The 23,868-nt window shown below is 55.5% G+C and carries 26 protein-coding genes and 1 tRNA gene; 20 read left to right on the top strand and 7 right to left on the bottom strand.

Annotation, left to right across the window (positions count from 1 at the left end):
- The first annotated feature begins 23 nt into the window (after positions 1 to 23).
- Positions 24 to 749: an ATP12 family chaperone protein gene (locus HEQ60_RS08680; RefSeq protein ID WP_168071323.1), complete on the top strand. Its 726-nt coding sequence runs from the start codon at positions 24 to 26 to the stop codon at positions 747 to 749.
- Position 750: 1 nt separating this feature from the next.
- Here HEQ60_RS08680 and HEQ60_RS08675 read toward each other — a convergent pair whose 3' ends face one another.
- Positions 751 to 1,311, bottom strand: coding sequence for a septation protein A (locus HEQ60_RS08675; protein ID WP_168071322.1), 561 nt, complete (start codon positions 1,309 to 1,311; stop codon positions 751 to 753).
- Between the two features lie 171 nt (positions 1,312 to 1,482).
- Between HEQ60_RS08675 and HEQ60_RS08670 the strand changes: the two genes are divergently transcribed.
- Positions 1,483 to 2,535: an aspartate-semialdehyde dehydrogenase gene (locus tag HEQ60_RS08670; protein WP_168071321.1), complete on the top strand. Its 1,053-nt coding sequence runs from the start codon at positions 1,483 to 1,485 to the stop codon at positions 2,533 to 2,535.
- 159 nt (positions 2,536 to 2,694) lie between these two features.
- Entirely contained in the window at positions 2,695 to 2,964 is a 270-nt protein-coding gene (locus tag HEQ60_RS08665) for a hypothetical protein (RefSeq protein WP_066132140.1), read from the top strand.
- A 63-nt stretch (positions 2,965 to 3,027) separates the two neighbouring features.
- Here HEQ60_RS08665 and lipB read toward each other — a convergent pair whose 3' ends face one another.
- Positions 3,028 to 3,720, bottom strand: coding sequence for a lipoyl(octanoyl) transferase LipB (gene lipB, locus HEQ60_RS08660; protein WP_168071320.1), 693 nt, complete (start codon positions 3,718 to 3,720; stop codon positions 3,028 to 3,030).
- A gap of 140 nt (positions 3,721 to 3,860) precedes the next feature.
- Between lipB and HEQ60_RS08655 the strand changes: the two genes are divergently transcribed.
- Together HEQ60_RS08655 and HEQ60_RS08650 are read left to right on the top strand one after the other, a co-directional pair.
- Positions 3,861 to 3,947: transfer RNA gene (locus HEQ60_RS08655), tRNA-Leu, on the top strand.
- 100 nt (positions 3,948 to 4,047) lie between these two features.
- Positions 4,048 to 4,434: a VOC family protein gene (locus tag HEQ60_RS08650; protein WP_168071319.1), complete on the top strand. Its 387-nt coding sequence runs from the start codon at positions 4,048 to 4,050 to the stop codon at positions 4,432 to 4,434.
- Here the strand turns inward: HEQ60_RS08650 and HEQ60_RS08645 are convergent.
- Positions 4,431 to 5,807 carry a hypothetical protein gene (locus HEQ60_RS08645; RefSeq protein ID WP_168071318.1) on the bottom strand — a complete coding sequence of 459 codons (1,377 nt, stop codon included), beginning with the start codon at positions 5,805 to 5,807 and terminating at the stop codon, positions 4,431 to 4,433. The two genes, HEQ60_RS08650 and HEQ60_RS08645, sit on opposite strands and share 4 nt — an antisense overlap.
- Before the next feature lie 312 nt (positions 5,808 to 6,119).
- Here HEQ60_RS08645 and HEQ60_RS08640 point away from each other — a divergent pair, with 312 nt between their 5' ends.
- From HEQ60_RS08640 to HEQ60_RS08595, 10 genes are all read left to right on the top strand, one after another.
- On the top strand, positions 6,120 to 7,316 hold the full coding sequence (locus HEQ60_RS08640; protein ID WP_168071317.1) for an acetyl-CoA C-acyltransferase: 1,197 nt from the start codon (positions 6,120 to 6,122) through the stop codon (positions 7,314 to 7,316).
- Positions 7,317 to 7,472: 156 nt separating this feature from the next.
- Positions 7,473 to 8,105, top strand: coding sequence for a carbonic anhydrase (locus HEQ60_RS08635; protein WP_168019931.1), 633 nt, complete (start codon positions 7,473 to 7,475; stop codon positions 8,103 to 8,105).
- 38 nt (positions 8,106 to 8,143) lie between these two features.
- Positions 8,144 to 9,289 (top strand): acyl-CoA dehydrogenase family protein, encoded by a 1,146-nt coding sequence (locus HEQ60_RS08630; RefSeq protein WP_168071316.1) that lies wholly within the window; start codon positions 8,144 to 8,146, stop codon positions 9,287 to 9,289.
- Positions 9,289 to 9,897 (top strand): 2-hydroxychromene-2-carboxylate isomerase, encoded by a 609-nt coding sequence (locus HEQ60_RS08625; RefSeq protein ID WP_168071315.1) that lies wholly within the window; start codon positions 9,289 to 9,291, stop codon positions 9,895 to 9,897. Before HEQ60_RS08630 ends, HEQ60_RS08625 begins: the two co-directional genes overlap by 1 nt.
- Complete coding sequence (locus tag HEQ60_RS08620) at positions 9,898 to 10,296, top strand: rhodanese-like domain-containing protein (RefSeq protein ID WP_168071314.1); 399 nt, start codon at positions 9,898 to 9,900, stop codon at positions 10,294 to 10,296.
- 141 nt (positions 10,297 to 10,437) lie between these two features.
- Entirely contained in the window at positions 10,438 to 10,896 is a 459-nt protein-coding gene (locus tag HEQ60_RS08615; RefSeq protein ID WP_168071313.1) for a hypothetical protein, read from the top strand.
- Positions 10,897 to 11,213: 317 nt separating this feature from the next.
- Positions 11,214 to 11,783 carry a response regulator gene (locus HEQ60_RS08610; RefSeq protein WP_066132118.1) on the top strand — a complete coding sequence of 190 codons (570 nt, stop codon included), beginning with the start codon at positions 11,214 to 11,216 and terminating at the stop codon, positions 11,781 to 11,783.
- A 58-nt stretch (positions 11,784 to 11,841) separates the two neighbouring features.
- Positions 11,842 to 12,465 carry a phosphorelay protein gene (locus tag HEQ60_RS08605; protein ID WP_322099324.1) on the top strand — a complete coding sequence of 208 codons (624 nt, stop codon included), beginning with the start codon at positions 11,842 to 11,844 and terminating at the stop codon, positions 12,463 to 12,465.
- Positions 12,466 to 12,614: 149 nt separating this feature from the next.
- On the top strand, positions 12,615 to 12,971 hold the full coding sequence (locus HEQ60_RS08600) for a DUF805 domain-containing protein (protein ID WP_066132115.1): 357 nt from the start codon (positions 12,615 to 12,617) through the stop codon (positions 12,969 to 12,971).
- A gap of 134 nt (positions 12,972 to 13,105) precedes the next feature.
- Positions 13,106 to 14,068: an NAD(P)H-dependent flavin oxidoreductase gene (locus tag HEQ60_RS08595; RefSeq protein WP_168071312.1), complete on the top strand. Its 963-nt coding sequence runs from the start codon at positions 13,106 to 13,108 to the stop codon at positions 14,066 to 14,068.
- A gap of 18 nt (positions 14,069 to 14,086) precedes the next feature.
- On the opposite strand, the gene HEQ60_RS08590 is transcribed toward HEQ60_RS08595, so the two are convergent.
- A complete protein-coding gene (locus HEQ60_RS08590; protein ID WP_168071311.1) occupies positions 14,087 to 15,193 on the bottom strand; it encodes a hypothetical protein in 1,107 nt (368 codons plus the stop codon).
- A 152-nt stretch (positions 15,194 to 15,345) separates the two neighbouring features.
- Positions 15,346 to 15,894 carry a hypothetical protein gene (locus HEQ60_RS08585; RefSeq protein ID WP_168071310.1) on the bottom strand — a complete coding sequence of 183 codons (549 nt, stop codon included), beginning with the start codon at positions 15,892 to 15,894 and terminating at the stop codon, positions 15,346 to 15,348.
- A 250-nt stretch (positions 15,895 to 16,144) separates the two neighbouring features.
- On the opposite strand from HEQ60_RS08585, the gene HEQ60_RS08580 reads away from it, so the two are divergent.
- From HEQ60_RS08580 to HEQ60_RS08560, 5 genes are all read left to right on the top strand, one after another.
- Positions 16,145 to 16,951, top strand: a complete 807-nt coding sequence (locus HEQ60_RS08580) for a division plane positioning ATPase MipZ (RefSeq protein ID WP_168071309.1) — start codon at positions 16,145 to 16,147, stop codon at positions 16,949 to 16,951.
- A 157-nt stretch (positions 16,952 to 17,108) separates the two neighbouring features.
- Positions 17,109 to 17,429: a hypothetical protein gene (locus HEQ60_RS08575; RefSeq protein WP_168071308.1), complete on the top strand. Its 321-nt coding sequence runs from the start codon at positions 17,109 to 17,111 to the stop codon at positions 17,427 to 17,429.
- 178 nt (positions 17,430 to 17,607) lie between these two features.
- The gene (locus HEQ60_RS08570) at positions 17,608 to 18,489 is read left to right on the top strand and encodes a UTP--glucose-1-phosphate uridylyltransferase (protein ID WP_168071307.1); all 882 of its coding nucleotides are present in this window, start codon (positions 17,608 to 17,610) and stop codon (positions 18,487 to 18,489) included.
- A gap of 101 nt (positions 18,490 to 18,590) precedes the next feature.
- On the top strand, positions 18,591 to 19,910 hold the full coding sequence (locus HEQ60_RS08565; RefSeq protein WP_168071306.1) for a UDP-glucose dehydrogenase family protein: 1,320 nt from the start codon (positions 18,591 to 18,593) through the stop codon (positions 19,908 to 19,910).
- Complete coding sequence (locus HEQ60_RS08560; RefSeq protein ID WP_322099323.1) at positions 19,910 to 21,577, top strand: alpha-D-glucose phosphate-specific phosphoglucomutase; 1,668 nt, start codon at positions 19,910 to 19,912, stop codon at positions 21,575 to 21,577. The genes HEQ60_RS08565 and HEQ60_RS08560 overlap by 1 nt, the downstream gene beginning before the upstream one ends.
- 15 nt (positions 21,578 to 21,592) lie before the next feature.
- Here HEQ60_RS08560 and HEQ60_RS08555 read toward each other — a convergent pair whose 3' ends face one another.
- On the bottom strand, positions 21,593 to 22,861 hold the full coding sequence (locus tag HEQ60_RS08555; protein ID WP_322099322.1) for a D-alanyl-D-alanine carboxypeptidase: 1,269 nt from the start codon (positions 22,859 to 22,861) through the stop codon (positions 21,593 to 21,595).
- Positions 22,862 to 23,206: 345 nt separating this feature from the next.
- Positions 23,207 to 23,868 (bottom strand): hypothetical protein (locus HEQ60_RS08550; protein WP_168071305.1); only part of this gene is annotated, 662 nt, incomplete at its 5' end.

The following is a 23,868-nucleotide window of genomic DNA, read 5'->3' as shown; positions in this document are numbered from 1 at the left end:
CGTACATTGTGGAAAGTAAGTCAGTGATTTTGGAACAGATGCAACGGCCCCGGCGATTCTGGAAGCAGGCTTCCGTTTGTTGTGATGGTGATGCGGGATACGGCGTTGAGCTGGACGGTAAGTCTATCAACGTCGCTTCCGGCAGGCCGTTGCAGGTGCAGTCGCGTGTCTTGGCCGAAGCCATTGCCCGCGAATGGAACGATCAGGGGGACAGCCTGTCTTTTGCTGCCATGCCGATGACCCGGTTGGCCAGCGCGGCTGTGGATCGTATGGAAGATCAACGTTCAGCCCTGATTGAAGGGCTGATGGACCATGTACACGGTGATGTCCTTTTTTATCATGCCGCAGATCCGGCTGACTTGGTTGAGCTACAGGCCGTGACGTGGGGTCCGCTGCTGGCTTGGGCTGGGGACGTCTTGGATGTGAAGCCTCTGGCTACCCGTGGGCTTATGCCACAGCAGCAGGACAGTGCCTATGTCGCGGCGATGAGGCAGGCTATAATGGGCCTGACCAACGAGATGCTGACCGTTTTCCATGGCGTTGCATCGGGTTGCAACTCGTTGATTCTTGCCTTGGCCCTTGTGCGTAGGCACATTGATGCGGCGACGGCGTTTGATGCCTCCCTTCTTGACGAGCTGTACCAGTCGTCTCTGTGGGGAGAGGATCACGAGGCCGTGCAACGCCGCACAGCTCTGCGCCATGATCTGGTGCAGATGGAGGTCTACGCTTCTTTGTTGGGCACGCGATAGTTCAGGATGTCTCGGCCTCTTCTTGGTCTGTGCATTGATGGCGCAGGAGAACCGGTGTCTGGGCAACAGCAAACAGAAGGGTCAGGGGCAGGATCCCGAAGACCTTGAAGCTGACCCAAGTATCTGTATCCATGGTTCGCCATACAATTTCGTTTACGCCTGCCAGCATGACGAAGTAGCCGATCCACAGCAGGCTCAGCAGTCTCCAGCCCTGTTCCGTCAGCTTGATGCTGCCGTCGAGCAGGGTGCGCAGGAAGATCTTCCCGCAAAGAAGCCCTGCGCCCAGAACGGCGGCCATGCCAAGGCTAAACAAGGTTGGCTTCAGCTTGATGAACATGTCGTTGTCGAGAGCAATTGTCAGCCCGCCCAGTATACCAACAAAGCCCCCGCCGATCAGTAGCATGGGGGGAATGGTCCTGCTATGGAGATAGAAGATCCCCAGCGAAACGATCAGTGCCACCATAAATGCCGCTGTGGCTGTTACCAGTCCAAACCGACTGTTAGCAAAAAAGAAGATCAGTAAAGGGCCCATCTCCAAGGTAATTTTCAGCCATTTATTCATGACAGCTATGGTATCCGTGCAGTATCTGTTTTCCGGTCAAGGGCGGCACCATGCCAGATTGCGGCATTTTGGGCAAATACTCCCTGTGTGCGGGGTTTCCTGTTCTCCTTTTCTGTATCGCCTGATATAAATCCCCCGTGTTTCAAGGTTCATATACAGGACTTCTTTTTCATGTCTCACCATGTTGCCGCTGGTCCCCGTGTTGCTGTTGTCGGTGTAACCGGGGCTGTCGGGAAGGAGATGGTGCGCGTCTTGGCCGACCGTGCTTTTCCCCTCTCTGATCTGCGCCTTTTTGCCTCTGCCCGCTCTGCCGGCAAGACGTGCCAGACGGCCTATGGCACCAAGACGGTGGAGGCATTTTCAGTTGATGCCGCTGCTGAGTGTGATATAGCCCTGCTGGCTGTATCAGGCGATTTTGCGCAGCAACATGCTCCACGGTTGGCGGCTCGTGGGGTTGTGGTGATCGATAACTCCTCCGCCTTCCGGTATGATGAGGGGACTCCGCTTGTTGTGCCGGAGATCAATCCATCGGCTGTTATAGATTCGCAGATTATCGCCAATCCCAACTGTACAACGGCGATCCTGTCGGTTGCCCTGTGGCCTTTGCATCAGGCCTTTGGCCTGAAAAGGGTCATGGTGTCCACATACCAGGCGGCATCCGGTGCCGGGGCTGAGGGTATGGCAGAGCTGGAAGAGCAGGCCCGTGCATGGCTGGATACGGGCAAGGCCGGGCACTCTGTTTTTGCTCATCCTCTGCCTTTTAACCTTATCCCGCATATCGATGCCTTCCAAGATAACGGTTATACCCGTGAAGAGATGAAGGTTACTTGGGAAACCCGTAAGATACTCGGGTTGGCTGATTTGCCGGTTTCCTGTACGTCCGTGCGTATTCCAACCATGCGCGCCCATGCCGAGACCGTTGTCGTTGAGACCGAGAAGCCCGTTGATCCAGTTCTTGCCCGCGATATTATGGCGGCAGCCCCCGGTGTTGTTGTAGTTGATGATCCCCAGGAACGCCTGTACCCCATGCCCCTGACCGCATCGGGCCGTTATGATGTGGAGGTTGGGCGTATCCGGCAGAGCTTGGCTTTTGGTTCTCATGGGCTGGAGTTCTTTTTGTGCGGGGATCAGCTTCTGAAGGGAGCCGCCCTGAACGCCGTGCAAATTGCAGAAGAGCTGGTTCGTCAGCGCAGGGATGCCTTGCAGCCAAAGGCTTGGGCCTGACCCTGACAGCAGCCTGAAGGCGGTTTGGGCTGGTGTCTTTCCGAAAAAGACGGTATCGGTGTCGGGTAACGACGGGCTGGCCATTGCCCTGCGGGTATCCGGGGTCTGTCTGGCATTCCCCGCGAGAACTGGCCTTGAAAAGAACTGGAGAACGAGAGCATGGCTCAGAATGTGGTTTATGTTGTTGTCGGGCAAGCCCGTCCTGATACAGCAGATGAAGGCAGTGATCCCGTTGCCATCAGCGTAATGTTGACGGCTGACGATCCGGATCAGGCTGTTGAGCATGCCGTTGATGCCCTGGAAGAAGATGGTTTCGAAGATGTGGAGATCGAGCAGGTCGGGGAAATTGATGAAGCTCCCGACAATGACCTGCGTGCGCCTTATGATGCGGCCCTGTCTGGCGAGATTGCCATCATAGAGTACGAGTGAATATTCAGTCTTGAATAGAGTGCAAGCCGGGGTTCTGCTGTTGCAGCCCCGGCTTTTGCATGATCATGCCTGTGTTTCCGGGGATATAGGCGGACATTTTTGCATCGGGCCTGTGGCCTGTGCTCCGAAAACCGTCTCAAAGGTTTGCTGTAACAGCGTGTCCATGTCTTTGATCGAGATGGACACGCCCAGATCCTGTAGGCTTGTAACGCCATGGCTGCTGATGCCGCAGGGAATAATGCCCTGGAAGTGCGTAAGATCAGGGGCAATGTTAAGGGCAAAGCCGTGTAGGGTGACCCAGCGTTTGACCCGTACACCAATGGCTGCGATCTTGTCTTCGCGGCCATTGCCCCGGTTGATCCATATTCCAACCCGGTCCGTCCGCCGTTCCCCGTTGATGTTCAGGATGCGCAAGGCTTGGATAAGCCATTCCTCCAAGGCATGGACGTAGCAGCGGATGTCCTGTGTGCGTTGCTTCAGATCCAGCATGACGTATCCAACCCGCTGTCCAGGCCCGTGATAGGTATAGTGCCCACCGCGCCCGGTCTCATAAACGGGGAATGCGTCGGGGCGTAGAAGTTCTTCTGCCCGTGCGCTGGTACCTGCTGTATAGAGCGGAGGATGTTCCAGAAGCCATACCAACTCCCCGGCATGGCCGGTTGATATGGCGTTAACTCGCTCTTCCATGGTGGCAACAGCATCGAGGTAGGGAACGGGAGTGTCGGACAGCCACCATTCCGGGGCGGGTGAAAACATAGGGATCCTCGTAAAATCATGCTTGATTGCAGGAAGATGAAGTGCTATTCCACTGGCTCCCTGATGGCAAGAGGCTGTGTAGAAACAGTGCTATGCCGCAAAGGGTTGGACAGTTTTGTGAAGATCGTTTTTACAACAGTGCGGTCGTGGCGGAATTGGTAGACGCGCAGCGTTGAGGTCGCTGTGGCCGAAAGGCCGTGGAAGTTCGAGTCTTCTCGACCGCACCATTGTAGAAATGAGAAACCCGTCTCCTGTGGTGACGGGTTTTTATTTTGGTATTGTCCCTGTGAGCCTAGGGGCTAGGTCCAGGAAGGCCGGAGATTGATCATGCATGGACATGTGTACTGGACCGAACTGATTGCCGCAGATGTGGAAGCTGCGCGTGATTTCTATGGGGCTGTTTTTAATTGGTCTTTCTCTGAAATACCAACACCGGACGGGCATTACTGGTTGGCCTTTGATGCGGATGACACACCGGTTTGCGGGTTCTGTCAGGCCGGTACCGCAGGGCGCCCTGCTGGCGCTGGTGATCTCTGGCTTAGCTATATAGCTGTTCCTGATGTGGATCTTTGTATGGCGATGGCGCGTCAGTCCGGCGGTTCCATAGCGGTTGGTCCGTTTGATATGCCGGGTGTCGGGTGTCTGGCCATCCTGAAGGATGCGGCTGGTGCGTTGCTTGGTGTTATTGCACCTTCTTCTGGCGCATCGACCTAGCGGAATGTGATGTACTGGGCGACGGGGCCGTCCAGCATGTCTGAATTCTGGATCAGTTGCTGGATCTCGGCCTCGCTCTTGATCGAGCCATTTTTGCGCATGTCGCCCACCTGCTCCTTGAGAGCTGTCAGGGCTTTGATGCCCTCCGGTGTTTGCAGGGGTCCTTCAAAGAACTTGCGGCCCAAGCCGGGTTTGGTGAACAGGCCTTCACAAATATATAGGGCTTCCCCGAAGGTGGATGGTGTCTTGCCCACAATCCCCAGTGCTCGCAAGACATCCAAGGGCAGCATTTCCAGATAGCGGTCACAGAACAGCTGAATGCGGTCGATTTTATCCTTGCGGTCTACCTTGTCCGTGGTCCGGATGTCTTTGACCACGTTTCCAAGCCCTTCCAGGATATCTGGCGGCATGCCCAGCATGGCCGTAAACCATGACCCGAAGATTTTATCTGCAAGGCCCAAGTCTGTCTCGAACTTGTGTCCGGATACCTTGGGCTCTCCGCGGCTGGCGCGCTCTTCGTTGACCTTGTCGGTGATGTCCCGTATTTCCCACTTTCCAAGGACGGTAATCGCCTCCGGGTCTGTAATGGATCCAAAAGCCTCGCCAATGTCGCGGATCTGCTCCACGCATGTGAAGTGTACGCCGAGGGCGCGGATTGTGTCGGGCTGCCAGGCTGCGATGTTTTTGAAGCCCGAGCGCAGGACCTGTCGCAAGGCCCGCAGGTGATAAGCCTTCAGGGTTGCCATGGCATAGAGAACATCAGGGTCTATTTCGACCAGTGCTTGCCCGATTGATGTCCCGAATCCCTGAATCAGCTCGGTCATGGCCAGTTGCTGGAATTGGGACAGAACGCGCAGACGGGGCAGGGCATCCGGTGAGCGGATGACACCAACCAGTCTTTTCAATGCTTTGGGGTTCTTGCGGAAGATCGATTTTACAGCCCGGTCGATGAAATACATCTGGGCTTGTTCAATGGTCAGCCCACAGGCCCCCATGAACGAGCGCCCCTTGTCCGGAGTTACCTGCTTTCCTGTTGTGTCAATCAGCCGGAACACATTGGAATTCCAGGCCGAAACAAAGATACGCAGTGCTCTTTCAATGCATTCGTCCTTGCGCATGGCTGTGGTGAGCGATACTCCGGCCAAGCGTCGCTCACCTTCTGGCAAGGCCTTGGCCTCTATCCGTTGCAGGATGGGGTAAATCTCGCCGACGACACGCATCAGGCGGTCCTGGCGCTGTCCCTCCATTTTATTGAACGTGTTGCGAAGGATTCCTTTGAATGGGGGAGGGACTAAGGACAGGACAGGGCCATCACCTTCGCCGTCGCCGATGATCAGAAGGGGGGTTTCCAGTTGAGCCCTGACATCCGACATTCCAGATCCTGCGCCGTCCGTTGTTGACCATCATGCTGGCTCCGAAGGGGAACCACGGTCAATAGATGGCTTGTTATGGTGGTATGTGTGTGTCTGAAAGACGAAAAATGCCAGCAATTTCTTAACCATTTCATTATTGCAGAGATTGATTTATCCAGACTTTTGCATTCTTTGGTTGACGGTTGCCGTATGGAAACTTAGCGTATCAGGCGTTTTGACTTAAGGTGTTCATACAAGGGGCGTTGTGTTTTTAGATCGTGATTTTGGTCCGGGCGAGTCGGGTGTCGCGATCATGGTGTAACGGGGGGATATATGACCAGAAGGGGAGATGACCCGGTTGTCATTGTGGGGGCTGCGCGTACCCCGACAGGGGGGTTCCGGGGATGTCTGTCCTCCCTTTCCTGTCCGGCGCTGGGCAGTGTTGCTGTCCGTGCCGCTGTCGAACGTTCGGGGGTTGATGTCGCTGACGTCGATGAAGTGGTGATGGGGTGCGTTCTGTCTGCCGGGCTTGGGCAGGCTCCTGCTCGTCAGGCTTTGCGGGGGGCCGGTTTGCCGGATCGCGTCGCGGCGACGACTGTTAACAAAATGTGCGGTTCCGGAATGCGGGCAGCAATGATGGCCTACGACATGCTGTTGGCTGGCTCGGCTTCGGTCGTTGTGGCCGGTGGCATGGAAAGTATGAGCAATGCCCCCCATCTGATCAAGAATGCCCGATCTGGGCTGAGAATGGGATCTGGAAAGGTGCTGGACCACATGTTCCTGGATGGACTGGAGGATGCCTATGATCGCGGGCGACTGATGGGTACCTTTGCGGAAGATACAGCAGCTGCTTATGGCTTCTCCCGCCAACAGCAGGATGCCTTTGCCTTGGGTAGTCTGGAGCGTGCCCTTGCTGCAGCCCGCAGTGGTGCAGCCGCTGCCGAGATTGCTCCTGTGGCCGTTCCTGCCGGGAATGGTGAGGCCCAAGTTACTGTTGATGAACCGCCTACCTTGGCGCGGCCGGAGAAGATACCCACTTTGAGGCCGGCATTTCATCCTGATGGTACGATAACAGCAGCCAATGCATCTTCCATTTCCGACGGAGCTGCCGCTGTGGTGATGATGCGCTTGTCCGATGCGCAACGGCGTGGGCTTTCTCCTGTGGCCACGTTGGTAGCCCACGCCACGGAGGCCCGGGAGCCATCGCAGTTTACCACGGCTCCGGTTGGCGCTATCCAGAGGGTTCTTGGCAAAGCAGGGTGGTCGAAACGGGACGTTGATCTGTGGGAAATCAATGAGGCATTCGCCGTGGTGACCATGGTAGCAATCCACGATCTTGGGTTGCCCCATGATGCTGTGAACATTCATGGGGGAGCCTGTGCCCTGGGGCATCCGATCGGGGCATCCGGGGCACGCATTGTGGTGACCTTGCTGCAAGCCTTGCGTCAGAATGGCCTGAAGCGTGGTATTGCAAGCCTTTGTATCGGTGGTGGAGAGGCAACGGCCCTGGCACTTGAACTGGTCATGTGAATCCGGGACACTCGGCACCCGACCAGCTTTGTTATAAAAGAGTACAAAAACAGTCTTGATTGCAGGACGTATGTGCACCAATGTGGCGTCCGTTGCTTCCGGGCAGAGGCTTGGCCGGGTGCTGTTGCAACTGGGTGACACACAGGAGCTTATGAGATGACAGGAACAATGGAAAAAATCAGGACAATTGACAGAATGGTGGCTGGCTTTCGGGCTTTTCGCTCGACCTATTACGAGCAAAGGCCAGAGCGAGCGGTATCTCTTGTCGAGGGTGCCCAGCAGCCGGAGGTGCTCCTGATTGCCTGTTCCGACAGCCGTGTTGATCCAGCTATCCTGACCAATGCCGAGCCGGGGGAGCTGTTTGTTGTGCGTAACGTGGCCGCCCTGGTCCCCCCGTGTGAACAGGATGGAGCCTACCACGGCACCTCGGCGGCAATAGAGTATGCCGTGCGCGACCTGAAGGTTGCCGATGTGATTGTGCTGGCTCATTCCGGCTGTGGTGGTATGCGGGCCTTGGTCGCCGCTCGTCAGGGGCAGAAGATGGACCGCCCGTTTATCAATCCCTGGATCTCGCTGATGGGGGATTGCGCCGGGCATGAGGATGATGACCCCGATCCGGTCAGCCAGAGTTCCTTGCGTAGGTCGTTGTCCAACCTGAGGACATTCCCGTTTGTCCGCGATGCCGAGAATGCAGGCAAGATTGCTTTGCACGGCTGGTGGTTTGACATGCGTGAAGGCATCCTGTGGCAGCTTGACCAAGAGAGTGACACGTTCGTGCAGATGGTCTAGGACTGTCGTCAGGGGTGGATAAGAAGGGGGAAACAGGGATGCCTTTTGATGATCAGCAGGCCATGGTGCGTGACATGGCCCGTGCCTTTGCCTGTGCAGAGCTTCGCCCGCATGCAGCCCGTTGGGACCAGGAGCATGCGGTTCCTCGTTCTGTTCTGGCCAGGATGGGCGAGCTTGGTTTTATGGGGATGCTCGTCCCTCCGGAATGGGGCGGTGCTGGTATGGATTATCAGTCGTATGCCTTGGCGGTTGAGGAAATTGCCGCCGGATGTGGTGCTGTCTCAACGATTATGAGTGTGCACAATTCGGTGGCATGCATGCCACTTCTTCTCTACGGGACTGAATCACAGCAGAGCACGTTTCTTTGTCCCTTGGCGCAAGGGCAGATGCTGGGTGCCTTTTGTCTGACCGAACCTCAGGCTGGATCGGATGCCTCTGCCCTGAGGACCCGTGCGGTTGCGGATGGTGATGCCTGGGTCCTGAATGGCTCCAAGATGTTCGTGACGTCGGGGCGCAATGCCGATGTTGCCATTGTTTTTGCCGTGACAGATCCCGATGCGGGAAAGAAGGGAATCTCTGCTTTTATTGTGCCCACATCCCTGCCGGGCTGGCAGGTGCTCAGGGTCGAGGAAAAGCTGGGGCTGCATGCCTCTGATACCTGCCAGATTGCTCTTGATAACATACGCCTTCCCGGTACCTTGATGTTGGGACAGCTTGGGGAGGGATATCGCATTGCCTTGTCCAATCTGGAAGGTGGCCGTATCGGCATAGCAGCCCAGGCCGTGGGTATGGCTCGGGCGGCGTTTGAAATGGCCCGTGATTATGCGTGCCAAAGAGAAACCTTTGGTCGCCCCCTGATAGAGCATCAGGCGCTGGCTTTTCGTTTGGCGGACATGAAAACGCAGATCGCTGCCGCCCGTCTTATGGTATCTGAGGCCGCCGCGTGTCGTGACAGTGGTCGTTCTGCTTTGACCGAAGCCAGCATGGCCAAGCTTTTTGCATCGGAGATGGCAGAGCGTGTATGTTCAGCAGCGCTGCAAATTTTTGGCGGGTATGGGTATATGCGGGACTGCGAAGTAGAGCGTATATACCGTGATGTCAGGGTTTGCCAGATCTATGAAGGAACCAGCGATGTCCAGCGGATGGTCATCGCCCGGGCCATCGCTCAGGAGTGTAGTGCGTGATGTCCAGTAAAAAGCCTGTTGAATTCTGGTTTGATTTTTCCAGTCCCTATGCCTATCTGGCGTCAGCCCAGATCGAGGAAATTGCGGATGAACACGGTCGTTCGGTTGTCTGGCGGCCATTCCTTCTGGGCGCGGTTTTCAAGGAAACCGGGGCCAAGCCAAACGTGGATAATCTGTTCAAGAAAGAATACATGGGTCGCGATGTTCCGCGCTTTGCCCGTCTTTATGAAATGGACTTTGTCTGGCCGGATCCGTTTCCGGTTTCCACATTGATCCCGGCCCGGATCTTTTACTGGGTCGAGCGCTACAAGCCAGAAAAAGCAGCTGATTTTGTTGGTTCTGTCTTTGATGCCTTCTTTTCCCGTGGTCACAATATTGCCGAGAAGGATGTCGCGCTGGATGCTGCATCAAAGATCGGGCTGGACCGTGATGTTCTGGATGAAGCCTTGGAAGAGCCAATGATCAAGGAACGGCTCAAGGGCATCAATGACGAAGCTGTCCGGCGCAAGATTTTTGGCGCCCCTGTGACCGTTGTGGACGGAGAAATGTTTTGGGGAGCCGATCGTTTGTGGATGGTGGAGGAGTGGTTGCAAAGCGGGGGATGGTAAATGGCTCTGGCTCGTGGATTTCGTCAGCTTCTTGATGATGCCTATGCCCGTGTCGAGACAGTTTCCGTGCCAGATGCCCTGGCTCTGCACGCTGATTCGGGCGTTTTGTTTGTTGATGTCCGTGATATCCGTGAGCTGGCCCGCGATGGCGTGATACCCGGGTCTTTTCATGCGCCCCGTGGATTGCTGGAGTTCTGGGTTGATCCGGACAGCCCGTATTTTCGCGGTGTCTTCGGAGAGGGGCGTCGGCTGGTTCTTTACTGTGCCTCGGCTTGGCGCTCCGCCCTTGCGTGCCAGACTTTGATGGAGATGGGGGTGTCTTCCGTCTGTCATCTTGGCGGGGGGTTACGGGCTTGGCGTGACGCGGGTGGTGCGGTTGTCTCCATGCCTGATGGGTAAGGCGCTGTTGCTTCTGTCTCGCCTGTTGCTACAAGGCCGGTTAAAGTGGTGCCGCCGGTTGTGAGGGTAATAGACTGGAAACAGGGCTGATACAGGTGGTACGGTGGCGTCTGTTGCTGTGGGGTTACGTCTGGGTATCTGATGGAGTGCGTTTCCTCCATCACGGGCAAGAAGGGGTGTGGCATGGCAGCCGAGTCGAACGGTAATGTGTGGGAAGACAGCACGTTATGCGTCTTTGCCGGTCTGGCGCGGGATTCCCAGTGTTTGGCACGTGATTTATCGGTGCTGGTAACCAGCGTTGGCGTGCATGATGATTTTGATTCGCCAAGCTTTCACAGCGATTTGGATGCATTGACCGGCATTCTGGCTTCCGGAGCGGCAGCCCAGGCTATCCGGGATGTCTTGACGGATGATGATCGCGCTGTCTTGCGTGATATGAAGCCGGTCTATACTTTGTTGGCTCACCGTTTTTTTCTTGATTTTCAGTCTGATGATGATGCCGCTCGCGCGTCATTGGCCTCTGCGCGTGTTCTTCTTGACCAGTGCCGGGCCATTGTGTCGCGATTGTTTGCGGCCTTGGGCTCTGTGGATAATGCTTGAGCTTGGCGCAAGTACACCTCTGTTACAGTAGGGTGTTGTGGCCTGAAGGGGGGTATGGGCCTGTGTTTCCTTGTGTAGCCGGATTATGTGTCTGAGAGCCGGATGTTCAGGGGGCCTTTTTGGGCTGGATTTGGCCCGTGAAGCGTAGTCTGGCCAGCCATGGTCCGTTGGTATGACATAGACTTTACATACAGTCTCTTTGATAATCGGCCAGACTATGTGGGTTCAGGGTTGATTCTGCCCGGATCTTCTGGTGGCGCCGGAGTATGGCAGCCCCGAATCCCCCACGCGGGGCGAGGCGGCAGAAAGGGTAGCGGATGAGCGGTTATAACCTGGATCGCCTCAACTTCCTTGTCGTGGATGACAACAAGCACATGCGTGCGTTGGTCAAGACCTTGCTGCATGCCCTTGGATCCAAGAACGTTCATGAAGCCGCAGATGGTGCCGATGCTTTCAAGGAGCTGCGCCATTTTCCGGCTGACGTTATTATCTGCGACTGGAACATGTCCCCATTGGACGGGCTGGACTTCGTACGTCTGGTGCGAACCGGCAAGGACAGCCCAAACCCGTTTGTCCCGATTATTATGCTGACAGGGCATACGGAAATGCACCGGGTGATTGAAGCCCGTGATTCCGGTATTCACGAATTCCTGGCCAAGCCTATTTCGGCCAAGGGACTTTATTCGCGTATACGGTCGATTATCGAGCGTCCGCGGCCCTTTGTGCGGGCAGGCCTTTACTTTGGCCCGGATCGGCGCCGTCGCCAGATTGACTGGAAGGGACCGGAGCGGCGCAAGGTCAACCAAGAAGCGATCAAGCAGGCTGTGGATCAGGTTGAGGATGGAGGCCTGAGCCAGTCTGAAGTTGAAGCTCTTCTGGGCGGATAAGAAACTTTCTGCCATTATCGCCCCGTGTAACCGAACTTTCGGAACAGGAGGCCCGAGCGTGACGACTGAAAAGAAGCAGAATAACCAGGTATCATCCGCTGGCGAGGAGGAGGTGAAACGTCCCCCCGTCAGCCCGGAAGAGCTGGAGGAGATGCTTCGCCAACTGGCAGATGCCAAAGCCGCAGCTTTGTCCCGTACGGGCGTTGAGGTTGTTCAGCCACCTCACAAAATCAAGGACAAGGTTTCTGTTTCTGCTTCGGGAGTCAGTCCAGAAATGCTGGATCGTGCAGAGAAGGTCATGACGTCTATGGCCGGTGATTATCTTGCTTGGGCGGAGGAAGATCTGCAGCGTTTGCAGGGCCTCTATGAGCGTCTGGAGAAAACGCCACCGGCTGAAGCCAAGCCCGTCTTGCGCGAACTTTTCTCTCTTGCTCATGACATGAAAGGCCAGGGGGGAAGCTTCGGGTATGGTTTGGTAACCGTCATTGGAAATATGCTGTGTCGTTTGATAGAGAAACTGGAGAATGACTGGCGTTCCAGTTATCTGGCCGTGATCAAGGTCCACGTTGATGCCTTGCGCTTGGTGATTTCAGGGCGCATGCAAGGTGATGGCGGTCGTGCGGGTGAGAATATGATCAGCGGTCTGGAGGCAACCTTGACCAAAACCCTGAAGGGGGGGTAACCCGCTATTTCTTCATGTTTTTGTAATCCAGCCCCGGCCCAGTGTCGGGGCTATTATTGTGTGGAAACTCTAGGCTGTGTTTTGTTATTTAGGTTGGGTTGAGAGCGCAATTTCAGCCTTAACTAAACACTTATGTCTGGGGGATTTTTATGTCAAAGCCTGTTATGTCTTCTCTTTTTTCTGCTTCCGGTCGCCGGAATCGCAAGTCTTACCTTCTGTTTTTGTTGACATTGATCTTTTGCTACATCGTGTCCTCGATTCTGATCTTTGCGGTCCAAGATCCCTTGGCCATGTCGCTTGCCATTGTATTGATTGTGGTGACGTCTATATCGCATTGCTTTGTTCAGGCGCAGCGTTGCCGTGACTTTGGATGGACGGGGTGGTCCGTGCTGATCGGGTTGATTCCGTTTGTTGGTGTAATCTTTGCTTTTGCTGTTTTGTTTATACCCGGTACGGATGGGGATAACCGTTATGGCCCTGATCCCCTGGCGTGTGCAGGAGCTTGATCCTTCTTTTGCATGATACTGGCCTTGGGCTGTTGCCCGGGGCCTTTTTGTTTTGCACAACAGGGCTGGCTTGTATTCGGGGAGACGTGTAGCCTTGCAATCCGGTAATGCAAGACCATAAGGGGGAGGGGATCATGCCGTTGCCAGATCTTTTGCAAGGACGTTTGCAGTTGCCTGTTGTGGCCGCCCCCATGTTTCTGGCATCCGGCCTGGATCTGGTTCTTGCCTGTTGTCGTGCCGGTATTGTGGGGACTTTCCCGGCCCTGAACCAGCGTACGACAGAGGGCTTTGCCAGCTGGCTAGAGACGTTGAAGTCTTCGCTGGGGGCTGCTGAAGCCCCCTTTGGCGTTAACCTTATTGTTCATCGCTCCAATCCACGCCTGCAGGCTGATCTTGAAATGGTCATCCGCCACCGGGTGCCGGTTGTGATTACATCCTTGGGGGCTGTAAGGGATGTTGTTGATAAAGTCCACGACTATGGTGGTGTTGTGTTTCATGATGTCACAACCGTGCGTCATGCCAGAAAAGCAGCTGAGGCGGGTGTTGATGGATTGATTCTGGTAGCAGCGGGTGCCGGGGGGCATGCCGGAACTATCAATCCTTTTGCCTTGCTGTGGGAAGTGCGCCAGTTTTTTACCGGGACCCTGCTGCTTGCCGGTGCTCTTTCGACCGGCGAGCAGATTGCCGCGGCGCGTCTTCTGGGGGCTGATCTTGCCTATATGGGAACCCGTTTTATTGCCACCCGCGAATGCGCTGTCGAATCATCTTACAAGGACATGGTCGTTTCTTCTGCGGCGGAAGATATCGTCTATACGCCAGCCATTTCCGGCATTCCTGCCAATTTTATGCGCCCATCTCTGGTTGCGGCTGGTCTTGATCCGGATCATCTTCCAGCGGACCATGGTGCTGGCCTCAAGGATACTGGCAGTGAAGCAAAAGCATGGAAGACCGTGTGGTCTGCTGGGCAGGGTGTATCCTGTATTCAGGATATTCCGACGGTTTCCGAACTGGTTACGCGCTTGTCCAAGGAGTATGAGCGGGCGCTGGGCCAGGCAGGGGATCTGCGTATGAAAGCATGCTGCCTTCCCAATTCCTGAGGTCAGCAACCTCGTTGTTCACTTGATGAAGATCTTACTTTCCATGGGGGCGTAGGCATCAGCACCCTCCAGGACAATGCCGTCAAACCCCAGGTCCATCATCCCGTTGAACATTTTTCCGACAAGCTCGCGCCATTCTTTTTCCCAATAAGCGACTACATAAGTCCCGGGTTTCCCCGGGACGGGTCCTGTCAGCCATTTTGGGTCGTTAATCTTCCAGTCGTTGTTCCAGTAGTAACGGGTATCGGCGGCCTGACTGAGGTGCAGGCGGGCCAGCACAAGGCGCCGGGATCCGGTCTGCTTCAATCGCAGGCTTGCAACGTCTGCTGCAGACAGGGGGATGCGGTCCCTCCAGAAGGGATCAATCACCAAGACGTCATGGTTTGTATCCCGTAGGCGAATCAGCCACAGCTCCTTGCTGCCTTCACTGCTGTTGCCTTCAACGAACAGGGCATTGGTGGCTTGGGCCAGGGAGTTGACGCCCTGTGGATTGTTCCCGGCAAGCACCGTCGGCCCTGGTCCGGCCAAGGGGCCTGTTCCCGAATCGGCATGGGCCACAATACGCTGTGTTTGTGCGGTCCGCAGGGCCTTCTCGGCTGTATCCGGTGTTCCACAATGGTCAATGGTCAGGATGTTCAGACCAATATCATGCAGGGCTGCTATAAATCCCGGGGATGCTGTTGGTTCTTCGGTGCAGAACTGACCATCAACAACCACACCATCAAGGCTTTGCACAAGGCGACGGTTGAAAGTTCCGGCTGGCTCGGGTGTTGGTGGAACGGGGCCGCTATCCTGTTCCAGGGTCATCCGCTCGATCTTGGCTTCCCGTTCGCTCTTCATCAACAAACCCAGACCATGACGGACCAGGACGACAAAGTGGCTGTTGCGTGTATGGGCATATTCCCCCAGTGAAACGATCATATCACGCATGGCATTACGAAAATCAGGAATGACCAAGGGTGGTTCGTTGGGTGCCGGTGGTGGGCTTTCGCCTAGAATACGGCCATCAACCCGTATGTTGCCCGGGGCAACGGGTGCTGTCTGGGCAAGAGAGGTCGATATATTGGTACCAACCCCTGCCAAGAGGGCTGCCAGAATTGCCAGAGAGCGGTACAGGCTATGCATAAGGCTTTCCTTTGCGGGGCTGCTGTATGCCCGGGCCAGAGCCACGGTTCTCTTCTCCGATGCTATGTTACACCGCATGAAGGGTCCGTCTACGCTGCATATTGTCCTGAAAGAATGTTTGTTTGTCGGTCTCGTGGTTTTTGCACCGGACTTCAGGTGCCAAAGTCGAGCAAGGAGGGCGCCCGGGCAATGATTTCACTCAGTATTTTTGCAGCTTTCTTGCGGCTCTTGTGCGCTGTTTCGTCAAGTAGTTTGGCATAGCGGGGTTTTGAGAGCAGGCGGTGGGTGTCGTGAAGGGTGCGAATTTCCCGCAGGAAAATGTCTCGTGATCCTAAGGGAAGATGAGGCTCATTGGAAAGAGCGGTCAGAAAGGTCAGGGATGCCCGAAGAAGAATAGCCCATATATCAACAGACAAGCGGTTGAATCGCTCAAGAAGTTTGCCTCTGTCCAGGCCGTCATAATCCTGCAGCCTGCGATCGATGATGATGGCAAAAGCCCAGCATTCCGACGCCCGATCCCGGCAGCGCGTGTACTCTGTAAAGCGCAGGACCTCGGTTCCCGGAGACTGGGCGCGTCGGCAAACATTTTCGGCTATGTCGGACAGAAAATGGATGCGCCTTTCAAGCTGGTCGAGAAAACGGCCTATTTCCAATGGTTCGCGGGTAACCGAGGAGTGGCGTGCCTCCAGGGTAATGGCCATGAAATCTGCATCTCCAGCGCGTTTTTCTTACAAAAGGTTTATTATGTGCGCACGTTATATCAAGACGATGTTCATTTGGGCAAGCTTGGCAGGAGCATTGCGCCATCTGGAAGACGGCTGTAAAGTCCTGCCACAGTGCGGCCTTTTGGTTTGTCCCTTGATTGAATTCAGGAAGCAAGTCGTGTGCCGTCGGGAAAATCGTATCGGGTACCACAGTGATGGGTGGTCCTGAAATCAATCGGGATAGCGCATGGTCCAGTCCTCGGCTCATATTATCGTCGTTGGTAACGAGAAGGGGGGGTCGGGTAAATCAACAGTCTCCATGCACCTGATCGTCAGTTTGCTCCGCGGTGGGCTAAGGGTCGGGACCATTGATCTTGATGCCCGCCAGGCGACGCTAACTCGCTACATAGAAAATCGTCGTGCCTATGCATGCCGTCACGCTGTTTCTCTGCCAATGCCCGAGCATTACCCTTTGCTGTTGAGCGGGAACCAAGCTTTGGATGAGGCCAAGCTGAAGGCGATTGTTGATGATCTGCGAACGCGCTGTGACACAGTGGTTATTGATACGCCCGGCGCTGATACTTATTTGTCCCGAGCTGGCCATTCCTATGCCGATACGTTGATTACGCCACTTAATGACAGTTTCATCGATCTGGATGTTTTGGCCCGGGTTGATCCCGAGACGCTGACCATCAAGGGCTTCAGCCACTATTCTTCCATGGTGTTCGAGATCAAGAAGCGCCGCGCTGCCCGTGATGGTGGCCAGATTGCCTGGGTGGTCCTGCGTAACCGTTTGTCCCATCTTGCTGCGCGCAATAAGGTTGAGATGGAGCGCTTGGTCGAAGAACTGTCGCAGCGTTTGCGCTTTGTCAGCATTCGTGGCTTGGGGGAGCGGGTGATATACCGCGAGCTTTTTTTGTCCGGTTTGACGCTACTGGATTTGAACAAGGATGGCGTTGCGCTGGAAATGAGTATGTCGCATGTTGCGGCAAAACAGGAACTGCGTGCACTTCTGGATGCGATTGGCAGGGCCCATATGGCTGTTGCTGGGTGATGAATGGGGGCAGCCCATGGTGCCTTTTGTTCCAGTGATCTTGTTATGCCTGTTTCTGGTGATGGCGAGTGGGTGGATAATCAGGAGTCCGGCCCGGCCCTGTGGTTCCAGATCCGTCAGGATTGCATGTCTCGTATTCTCCCTCTTGATATGTGTTTTGCTGGCAGCCAGTGGACGTCTTGGAGTAGCCTTGGCTGGCCTGATTCTTGTGGCCCCTTGGGTTTTCTCATTTTTACGATCCATGTGGGTGGAGTCGGATCCTGATCGTGTTTCAAGGAAGGAAAGTGCTTCGTCAGGCTCAAGCCCCATGGATCGGGCAGAGGCTTTGCGGGTTCTGGATTTACCTGCCAACCCTAGCAGGGAATCTATTCAGTCTGCTTATCTTAGATTGATTCACAAGCTTCATCCAGATCAGGGCGGGAGTACTTATTTGGCCGCACGCCTGAACGAGGCCCGTCAGGTTCTGCTGAAGGGTTAAAAAGGCAGGTATTCCAGATGCCGGGGGTGGATATACCCCAAGATCAGTTGCCATGTTTCTGCCGTCGTGGCAGAAGATGGTCCCTTGTCGGGGCTTTGTGTGAGCCGTTGGCGTATTGTGTGTTGTATCCCGGTTCCCTGCGCAAGGGCACTGGTACAATAGTCCGGATGAGGTTCTGATGACCCGTCGTGTACGTAAAGCTGTTTTTCCCGTTGCTGGCCTGGGGACCCGCTTCCTGCCTGCGACCAAGTTGGTGGCCAAGGAAATGCTGCCCGTCGTTGACAAGCCCCTGATACAGTACGCTGTCGAAGAGGCTTGGAAAGCCGGTATTGAGTACTGCCTGTTTGTGACAGGTCGAGGGAAGGCTGTTCTGGTCGATCACTTCGATCACGCCCCCGAGCTGGAAGCTCTGCTGCGCGAGCGAGGCAAGAATGAGCATCTGGATGAGCTGATGGGGGGTATGCCCCAGCCCGGAACCATTGTTTCCACACGGCAGCAGGAGCCACAGGGACTGGGACATGCCGTGTGGTGTGCCCGTTCGTTTGTCGGTGATGAGCCCTTTGCCGTTATTTTGCCCGATGACTTGGTCATGAGCGATCGCCCTTGTATCGGTCAGTTGATAGAAGCCTGGAACAGTGTGGGTGGGGGTAATGTTCTGGCGGTGGAAGATGTTCCGCGCGACCGGACAGACCGGTACGGCATTCTGGATATTGAAAGCGAGAGCGGCCGGTTGGCCCGTGCGCGTGGCATGGTGGAGAAGCCTGCGCCGGCGCAGGCACCGTCGACGCTGGCTGTAATTGGCCGGTATATCCTTGATCCCGTTGTTATGCGGACTTTGGAGCAAACTCCCCGGGGCAGCGGGGGGGAAATCCAGTTGACAGATGCCATTGCGGCTACGGTGGGTCAGGTTCCGTTGCACGGCTACCGGTTCGAAGGAACCCGTTTTGATTGCGGTGACAAGGTCGGGTTTATAGAAGCCAATATTGCCTTTGGTTTGGCTCGGGAAGGAATGAAAGAGCGTCTGGGTAATGTTATCAAGGCTTATGCCCACGTTCTTTGACCAAATGTTTATGCTGTGTTTTCTGTCCGGTTGGGTGATGGTGCCGGTTCTGAAGCGTTTCTTCTGTTTTACCATCACATATGTTGCCAAGGACGTTTGCCATGCGTATTGCCATGATTGGCACCGGTTATGTGGGGTTGGTATCGGGCGCCTGTTTTTCCGAGTTTGGAACGGAAGTCATCTGTGTCGACAAGGACCTATCCAAGATAGAGCGCCTTCGTCGCGGGGAAATTCCTATCTACGAGCCCGGGTTGGACGAGATGGTGGGGCGCAATGTCCGCGCCGGTCGTCTGTCTTTCTCCACGGATCTGGCTGAGTCTGTCAAAGGGGTGGATGCGGTCTTTATTGCAGTTGGAACGCCAACCCGTCGTGGTGGTGGCCATGCAGACCTGTCTTATGTATATGCCGCTGCGCGTGAAATTGCCGGGGCTGTCAGTGGCTATACCGTGATCGTGACGAAGTCGACGGTGCCGGTGGGTACAGGGCGGGAAGTGGCGCGTATTATTCGCGAAACATGCCCTGGTGCAGACTTTGATGTTGTTTCCAATCCCGAATTCCTGCGTGAGGGATCAGCGATCGAGGACTTCATGCGCCCTGACCGGGTAGTCATTGGTGTTGAAAGTGATCGCGCCCGTGATGTCATGCGGCAGTTGTATCGTCCGCTGCACCTGATCGAGACCCCCATCCTGTTCACGGGTCTTGAATCCAGTGAGCTGACCAAGTATGCGGCCAATACATTTCTGGCGATGAAGATTACCTTCATCAACGAAATCGCAGATCTCTGTGAAAAGGTTGGTGCGAATGTCCACGATGTGGCCCGTGGTATTGGGCTTGATGGGCGTATTGGCAAGAAGTTCCTGCACCCTGGTCCCGGGTATGGGGGATCGTGCTTCCCCAAGGATACCATGGCCTTGGTTCAGACTGCCCGGGACTCTGGTGCGCCGCTGCGTATTATCGAGACTGTCGTTGATGTGAATGCCTGCCGTAAAAGGCAGATGGCAGATCGCATCATCGCGTTTGTTGGCGGGTCTGTTCAGGGTAAGACGCTGGCTGTTCTTGGTTTGACCTTCAAGCCCAACACCGATGACATGCGGGATGCTCCTGCCCTTGATATCGTTCCGGCCCTGATGGAGGCTGGTGCTGCAATTCGGGCTTATGACCCGGAAGGCATGCGCGAGGCCGGCCATCTTATTCCCGGTATGGTGTGTTGTGACGATGCCTATGCTGCCATGCAGGGGGCGGATGCCGTTGTTATCCTGACGGAATGGAACCAGTTCAGGAATCTCAGCATTCCGAAGATGCGTGAGTTGCTGAAGGAGCCTGCCATGATTGATCTGCGTAACGTTTATAATCCGCATGACATGCGTGCGGCTGGTTTCCGTTACCAGAGTGTTGGCCGCCCACAGGTGGATAGGCCGTAGTGCTACCTGTTGCGGCTGTTGGAGGAATTATGGCTCCGGTCATCCGGACAGTGTGTACGACGTCTTTCCCTGATCAGAGGCCCGGTACGTCCGGGCTTCGGAAGCCTGTGCGGGTCTTCCGGCAGCCGCATTATCTGGAAAACTTTGTGCAGTGCGTTTTTAACTGTCTGGATGATCCAGCCGGTGGGACGCTTGTTGTCGGGGGTGATGGTCGTTGGCATAACCGCCACGCTGTTCAGACGATTCTGAAGATGGCGGTTGCAGCCGGGTTTGGCTGCATCCTGGTTGGGCAGGGTGGGTTACTGTCGACTCCAGCCGTATCCTGTATCATCCGTTCCTCTGGTGCCTTGGGTGGGTTAATTCTTTCGGCCAGCCATAATCCCGGCGGGCCCAATGGTGATTTTGGGATCAAGTATAACATCGCCTCGGGTGCCCCGGCGCCGGAGACTTTGACCGAGTCTGTATTTCAGGCAACTGAAACGATTCGCCAGTATCGTATTGCGGATATACCGGACCTTGATCTTGAAAAATGTGGTGACGTCCGAATCGGCGGTACGACGATCCGGGTTATTGATCCTGTATCGGATTATGCCCGCTTGATGGAAACCCTGTTTGACTTTGATGCGATTCGCTCTTTGTTCGCATCCGGGTTTCGTATGTGTTTTGATGCCATGCACGCCGTGACAGGCCCTTATGCCGTTGAAATATTTGAGAATCGTCTGGGGGCGGCAAAGGGCAGTGTAATTAATGGTATTCCCCGTGAAGATTTTGGCGGGGGGCATCCTGATCCCAATCTTGTATATGCCCGTGACCTTGTAGAGCGCATGTCCGCGCCAGATGCACCTGATTTCGGGGCGGCGTCTGATGGGGATGGCGACCGTAACATGATTATGGGGCCGGGGTTCTTCGTCACTCCCTCCGATAGTCTGGCCGTGTTGGTTGAGCATGCGGCCGTGTGTCCAGGATATGCGGGTGGGATCGTCGGGGTCGCACGCTCCATGCCAACGTCAACCGCTGTTGACCGGGTAGCGCAGGTGTTGAGAGTTCCCTGCTTCGAGACTCCAACAGGCTGGAAATTCTTTGGCTCTCTTCTTGATGCCGGAAAGGTCAGCCTGTGCGGGGAGGAAAGCTTTGGTACGGGGTCTTGGCATGTGCGGGAAAAGGATGGTTTATGGGCTGTCCTGATGTGGCTGAATATCTTGGCTCGCCATGGTCAGGGGGTTAGATCCTTGGTGCAGGAACACTGGAAACGATTCGGGCGTACATTCTATGCGCGCCATGATTACGAGGACATCAGTTCTGTCTGTGCCGATTCTCTTTTGCATGATGTGCGCGCGGCTCTGCCCGATCTACCTGGTCGTACTGTGGGAGATATGATGGTGCAGGGGGCCGATGATTTTTCCTATACTGACCCTGTGGATGGAACGGTTTCGTCCAAGCAGGGGATTCGAATCATTTTTTTCGGGGGGGCTCGCGCTACCCTTCGTTTATCCGGAACCGGGACTGGAGGCTCCACGCTGCGCGTTTATCTCGAGCGTTTTGAACCTGACCCTGCGTATCACAATCAAGAAACGGGCATTGCGTTGATGCCTCTGATGCATGCAGTGGAGATTCTGACAGGGATCCATGCGCGTACAGGGCGTAGCAAGCCGTCCCTCGTGACCTGAGTTTTGGAGTCGGGTTCAGGGGGTCATGGCGACTTCAACAGGCCCTGGGCTGACAACAGCACAGCGAAACGCCTTCTTTTTTAGAGCATTGCAGGCATTGCGGGCGCGACGTTCCGTATCAAAGCCAATAAGCCTGGCCCGATATAGCGGATTCTTTGATCCTGCCGACGAAGCTGGAACAACCAAGGGAATGCCACCGTTTCCCCTTTTCAGGGCAGAGGCTGCTCTCTTGGCTTCCTTGTCAGCACTCTCCATACCCTTGAAAGCACCGACCTGTATGCCCCAGGTTTCCCCCGCTGCGCGTTGGCTTGCTATGTCTTTCCGCTTGTTCTGGCGATTCTCACCAGCTTGCCCCTTTTTATAGGATGCTGGAACAGCGGCAGATACCCTGTATTCGTCGGCATGGTTGCCGTCAGCCTGAGCTCTTTGGTACGCGTGCGGTGCCGTGACTCCGGCTGAAAGAAAGCTTTTGTCCAGAAGGTCCATCATATGGCGATCCCGCGCCATAGCGGTTCGGCCGCCAATCACAACGCCGACCAAGGATACGTGTCCACGACGTGCAGAGGTCGCAACATTAAAACCCGATGCATTGATATAGCCCGTTTTCAGACCATCGGCGCCATCATAGTTCTTCAGGACCCGGTTGTGGGTTTCCAGCGTGGCTCCTGCATAGTCAAAGCTCTGCACCGAGAAATATTTATAGTAGGACGGAAAGTCGCGCTTTAGCGCGACAGAGAGTTTCATCAGATCCCGTGCCGTAGAAAACTGCCCCCTGTGAGGTAGGCCAGAAGCATTGCGGAACACAGTTCCCGTCATGCCCAGTGCTTTTGCTTTTTTGGTCATCATGGCGGCGAATCCGCTTTCTGTGCTGCCCAGGTGTTCCGCGACCACAACAGCAACATCGTTGGCTGACTTGACCACAAGCGCTTTTATGGCGGATTCCACGGCAATGCTTTGCCCGACTCTCAAGCCCAGCTTGCTGGGAGGTTGGCGCACTGCCCGCTGGGATGCTTTCATGCTGTCGCTGAGTCTGATCTTCTTTTTCTCAATGGATTCAAAAAGAAGATACAAGGACATCATCTTGGTAAGAGATGCGGGGTAAATACGGGCATCCGCGTTGGTTTCATGGATGACTCTGCCCGTATCGGCATCAACAACGATTGATGCATACGTCCGTGCAGACGCATTTCCAGAATGCCCCGATACCATGACCAAAAGGACCAAGGCAGGCGCCATTACCCGTACAAGCCGTTTCATGTCCAGGAAGGTGCGGGCTGCGTACACTGGATATCCCCATGTTGTTCAGGATGTTCGGGCCGGAATGACAAGACAGTTCCACCCGTACAATAAGAAAAAGCAGAGGCAGTGTCCACACAGGTGGGGGGAAGATTTGTCTGCTGCCGATATTCTGTGTGGACAAGCATGGGGGAGGGGTTGTTGACCCGGTTGTGAAAATAACCTGATAACGAGGGCGCCTGCTGCGTTTTGGCACCGTAGTGGCCCGGGAGTCTTTGTCTGTGTTGCTGATCTCTGGTGGAAGGTCTGCCAGGGGCGTGCAGTCGGAAAAGCAGATGACGTTCCGGGGGTGTTCCGTGTCAGTCCTGCTTGGGACAAGTGACATGGCCGTTCTCAGTTTTTGTCATCGGCTATTCCCGTGAGGAGCAAAAGTATCATGACCACCAGCAAACCGTCTTCCCCCGCCTCTCGAAAGGCGTCATCGCGCAAGGGGGCGCGCAAGGCTTCTCCTCGCCCGTCCTCCATGCCCATTCCCAAGGCTCCCCTTGCTTTTGCTCCTTCCGTTGGAGCAGCCTCCGGCCTGAAGCCAACGCCGCCCCTTGGCCGGCCGTTCTCGCCTCTGGTACGTCCTGTGGGCTCCTTGTCTTCATCTTTGACACGCCCAACCACGCCGCTGTCCCGTCCTGTAGGGACGCCGGCTAAGTCTTCGGCTTCAGGTAGCGCTTCGTCTTCTTCGACGTCGACTACGGCCAAGCCTGTGAAGAAGAAGGCCGCTCCCAAGAAAAAGACGACAGCCAAGAAGGCCGCAGCCAAGAAGGCGACGTCCTCTGCCAAGTCTGTGACGAAGTCTGCGACCAAGAAGGCGACTACGGCCAAGAAAGCAGCTGCTTCAACAACGGCTAAAAAAGCTGCAACCAAGAAAACCGCTGCCAAGAAGGCCACGGCGAAGAAGGCGACGACAGCCCGCAAGACGGTAGCCAAGAAGGCCACGGCGAAGAAGGCGACGACAGCCCGCAAGACGGTAGCCAAGAAGGCCACGGCGAAGAAGGCGACGA

It is taken from the genome of Haematospirillum sp. H1815 (assembly GCF_012102705.1).
Classification (GTDB): Bacteria; Pseudomonadota; Alphaproteobacteria; order Rhodospirillales; family Rhodospirillaceae; genus Haematospirillum.
This window is presented reverse-complemented; position numbering and strand designations above follow the sequence as displayed.

Bases quoted from the DNA above. Each gene is read 5' to 3' on its own strand.
- HEQ60_RS08675 (WP_168071322.1), bottom strand. From the start codon at position 1,311: ATGAATAAATGGCTGAAAATTACCTTGGAGATGGGCCCTTTACTGATC.
- HEQ60_RS08670 (WP_168071321.1), top strand. From the start codon at position 1,483: ATGTCTCACCATGTTGCCGCTGGTCCCCGTGTTGCTGTTGTCGGTGTA.
- HEQ60_RS08665 (WP_066132140.1), top strand. From the start codon at position 2,695: ATGGCTCAGAATGTGGTTTATGTTGTTGTCGGGCAAGCCCGTCCTGAT.
- lipB (WP_168071320.1), bottom strand. From the start codon at position 3,720: ATGTTTTCACCCGCCCCGGAATGGTGGCTGTCCGACACTCCCGTTCCC.
- HEQ60_RS08650 (WP_168071319.1), top strand. From the start codon at position 4,048: ATGCATGGACATGTGTACTGGACCGAACTGATTGCCGCAGATGTGGAA.
- HEQ60_RS08645 (WP_168071318.1), bottom strand. From the start codon at position 5,807: ATGTCGGATGTCAGGGCTCAACTGGAAACCCCCCTTCTGATCATCGGC.
- HEQ60_RS08640 (WP_168071317.1), top strand. From the start codon at position 6,120: ATGACCAGAAGGGGAGATGACCCGGTTGTCATTGTGGGGGCTGCGCGT.
- HEQ60_RS08635 (WP_168019931.1), top strand. From the start codon at position 7,473: ATGACAGGAACAATGGAAAAAATCAGGACAATTGACAGAATGGTGGCT.
- HEQ60_RS08630 (WP_168071316.1), top strand. From the start codon at position 8,144: ATGCCTTTTGATGATCAGCAGGCCATGGTGCGTGACATGGCCCGTGCC.
- HEQ60_RS08625 (WP_168071315.1), top strand. From the start codon at position 9,289: ATGTCCAGTAAAAAGCCTGTTGAATTCTGGTTTGATTTTTCCAGTCCC.
- HEQ60_RS08620 (WP_168071314.1), top strand. From the start codon at position 9,898: ATGGCTCTGGCTCGTGGATTTCGTCAGCTTCTTGATGATGCCTATGCC.
- HEQ60_RS08615 (WP_168071313.1), top strand. From the start codon at position 10,438: ATGGAGTGCGTTTCCTCCATCACGGGCAAGAAGGGGTGTGGCATGGCA.
- HEQ60_RS08610 (WP_066132118.1), top strand. From the start codon at position 11,214: ATGAGCGGTTATAACCTGGATCGCCTCAACTTCCTTGTCGTGGATGAC.
- HEQ60_RS08600 (WP_066132115.1), top strand. From the start codon at position 12,615: ATGTCAAAGCCTGTTATGTCTTCTCTTTTTTCTGCTTCCGGTCGCCGG.
- HEQ60_RS08595 (WP_168071312.1), top strand. From the start codon at position 13,106: ATGCCGTTGCCAGATCTTTTGCAAGGACGTTTGCAGTTGCCTGTTGTG.
- HEQ60_RS08590 (WP_168071311.1), bottom strand. From the start codon at position 15,193: ATGCATAGCCTGTACCGCTCTCTGGCAATTCTGGCAGCCCTCTTGGCA.
- HEQ60_RS08585 (WP_168071310.1), bottom strand. From the start codon at position 15,894: ATGGCCATTACCCTGGAGGCACGCCACTCCTCGGTTACCCGCGAACCA.
- HEQ60_RS08580 (WP_168071309.1), top strand. From the start codon at position 16,145: ATGGTCCAGTCCTCGGCTCATATTATCGTCGTTGGTAACGAGAAGGGG.
- HEQ60_RS08570 (WP_168071307.1), top strand. From the start codon at position 17,608: ATGACCCGTCGTGTACGTAAAGCTGTTTTTCCCGTTGCTGGCCTGGGG.
- HEQ60_RS08565 (WP_168071306.1), top strand. From the start codon at position 18,591: ATGCGTATTGCCATGATTGGCACCGGTTATGTGGGGTTGGTATCGGGC.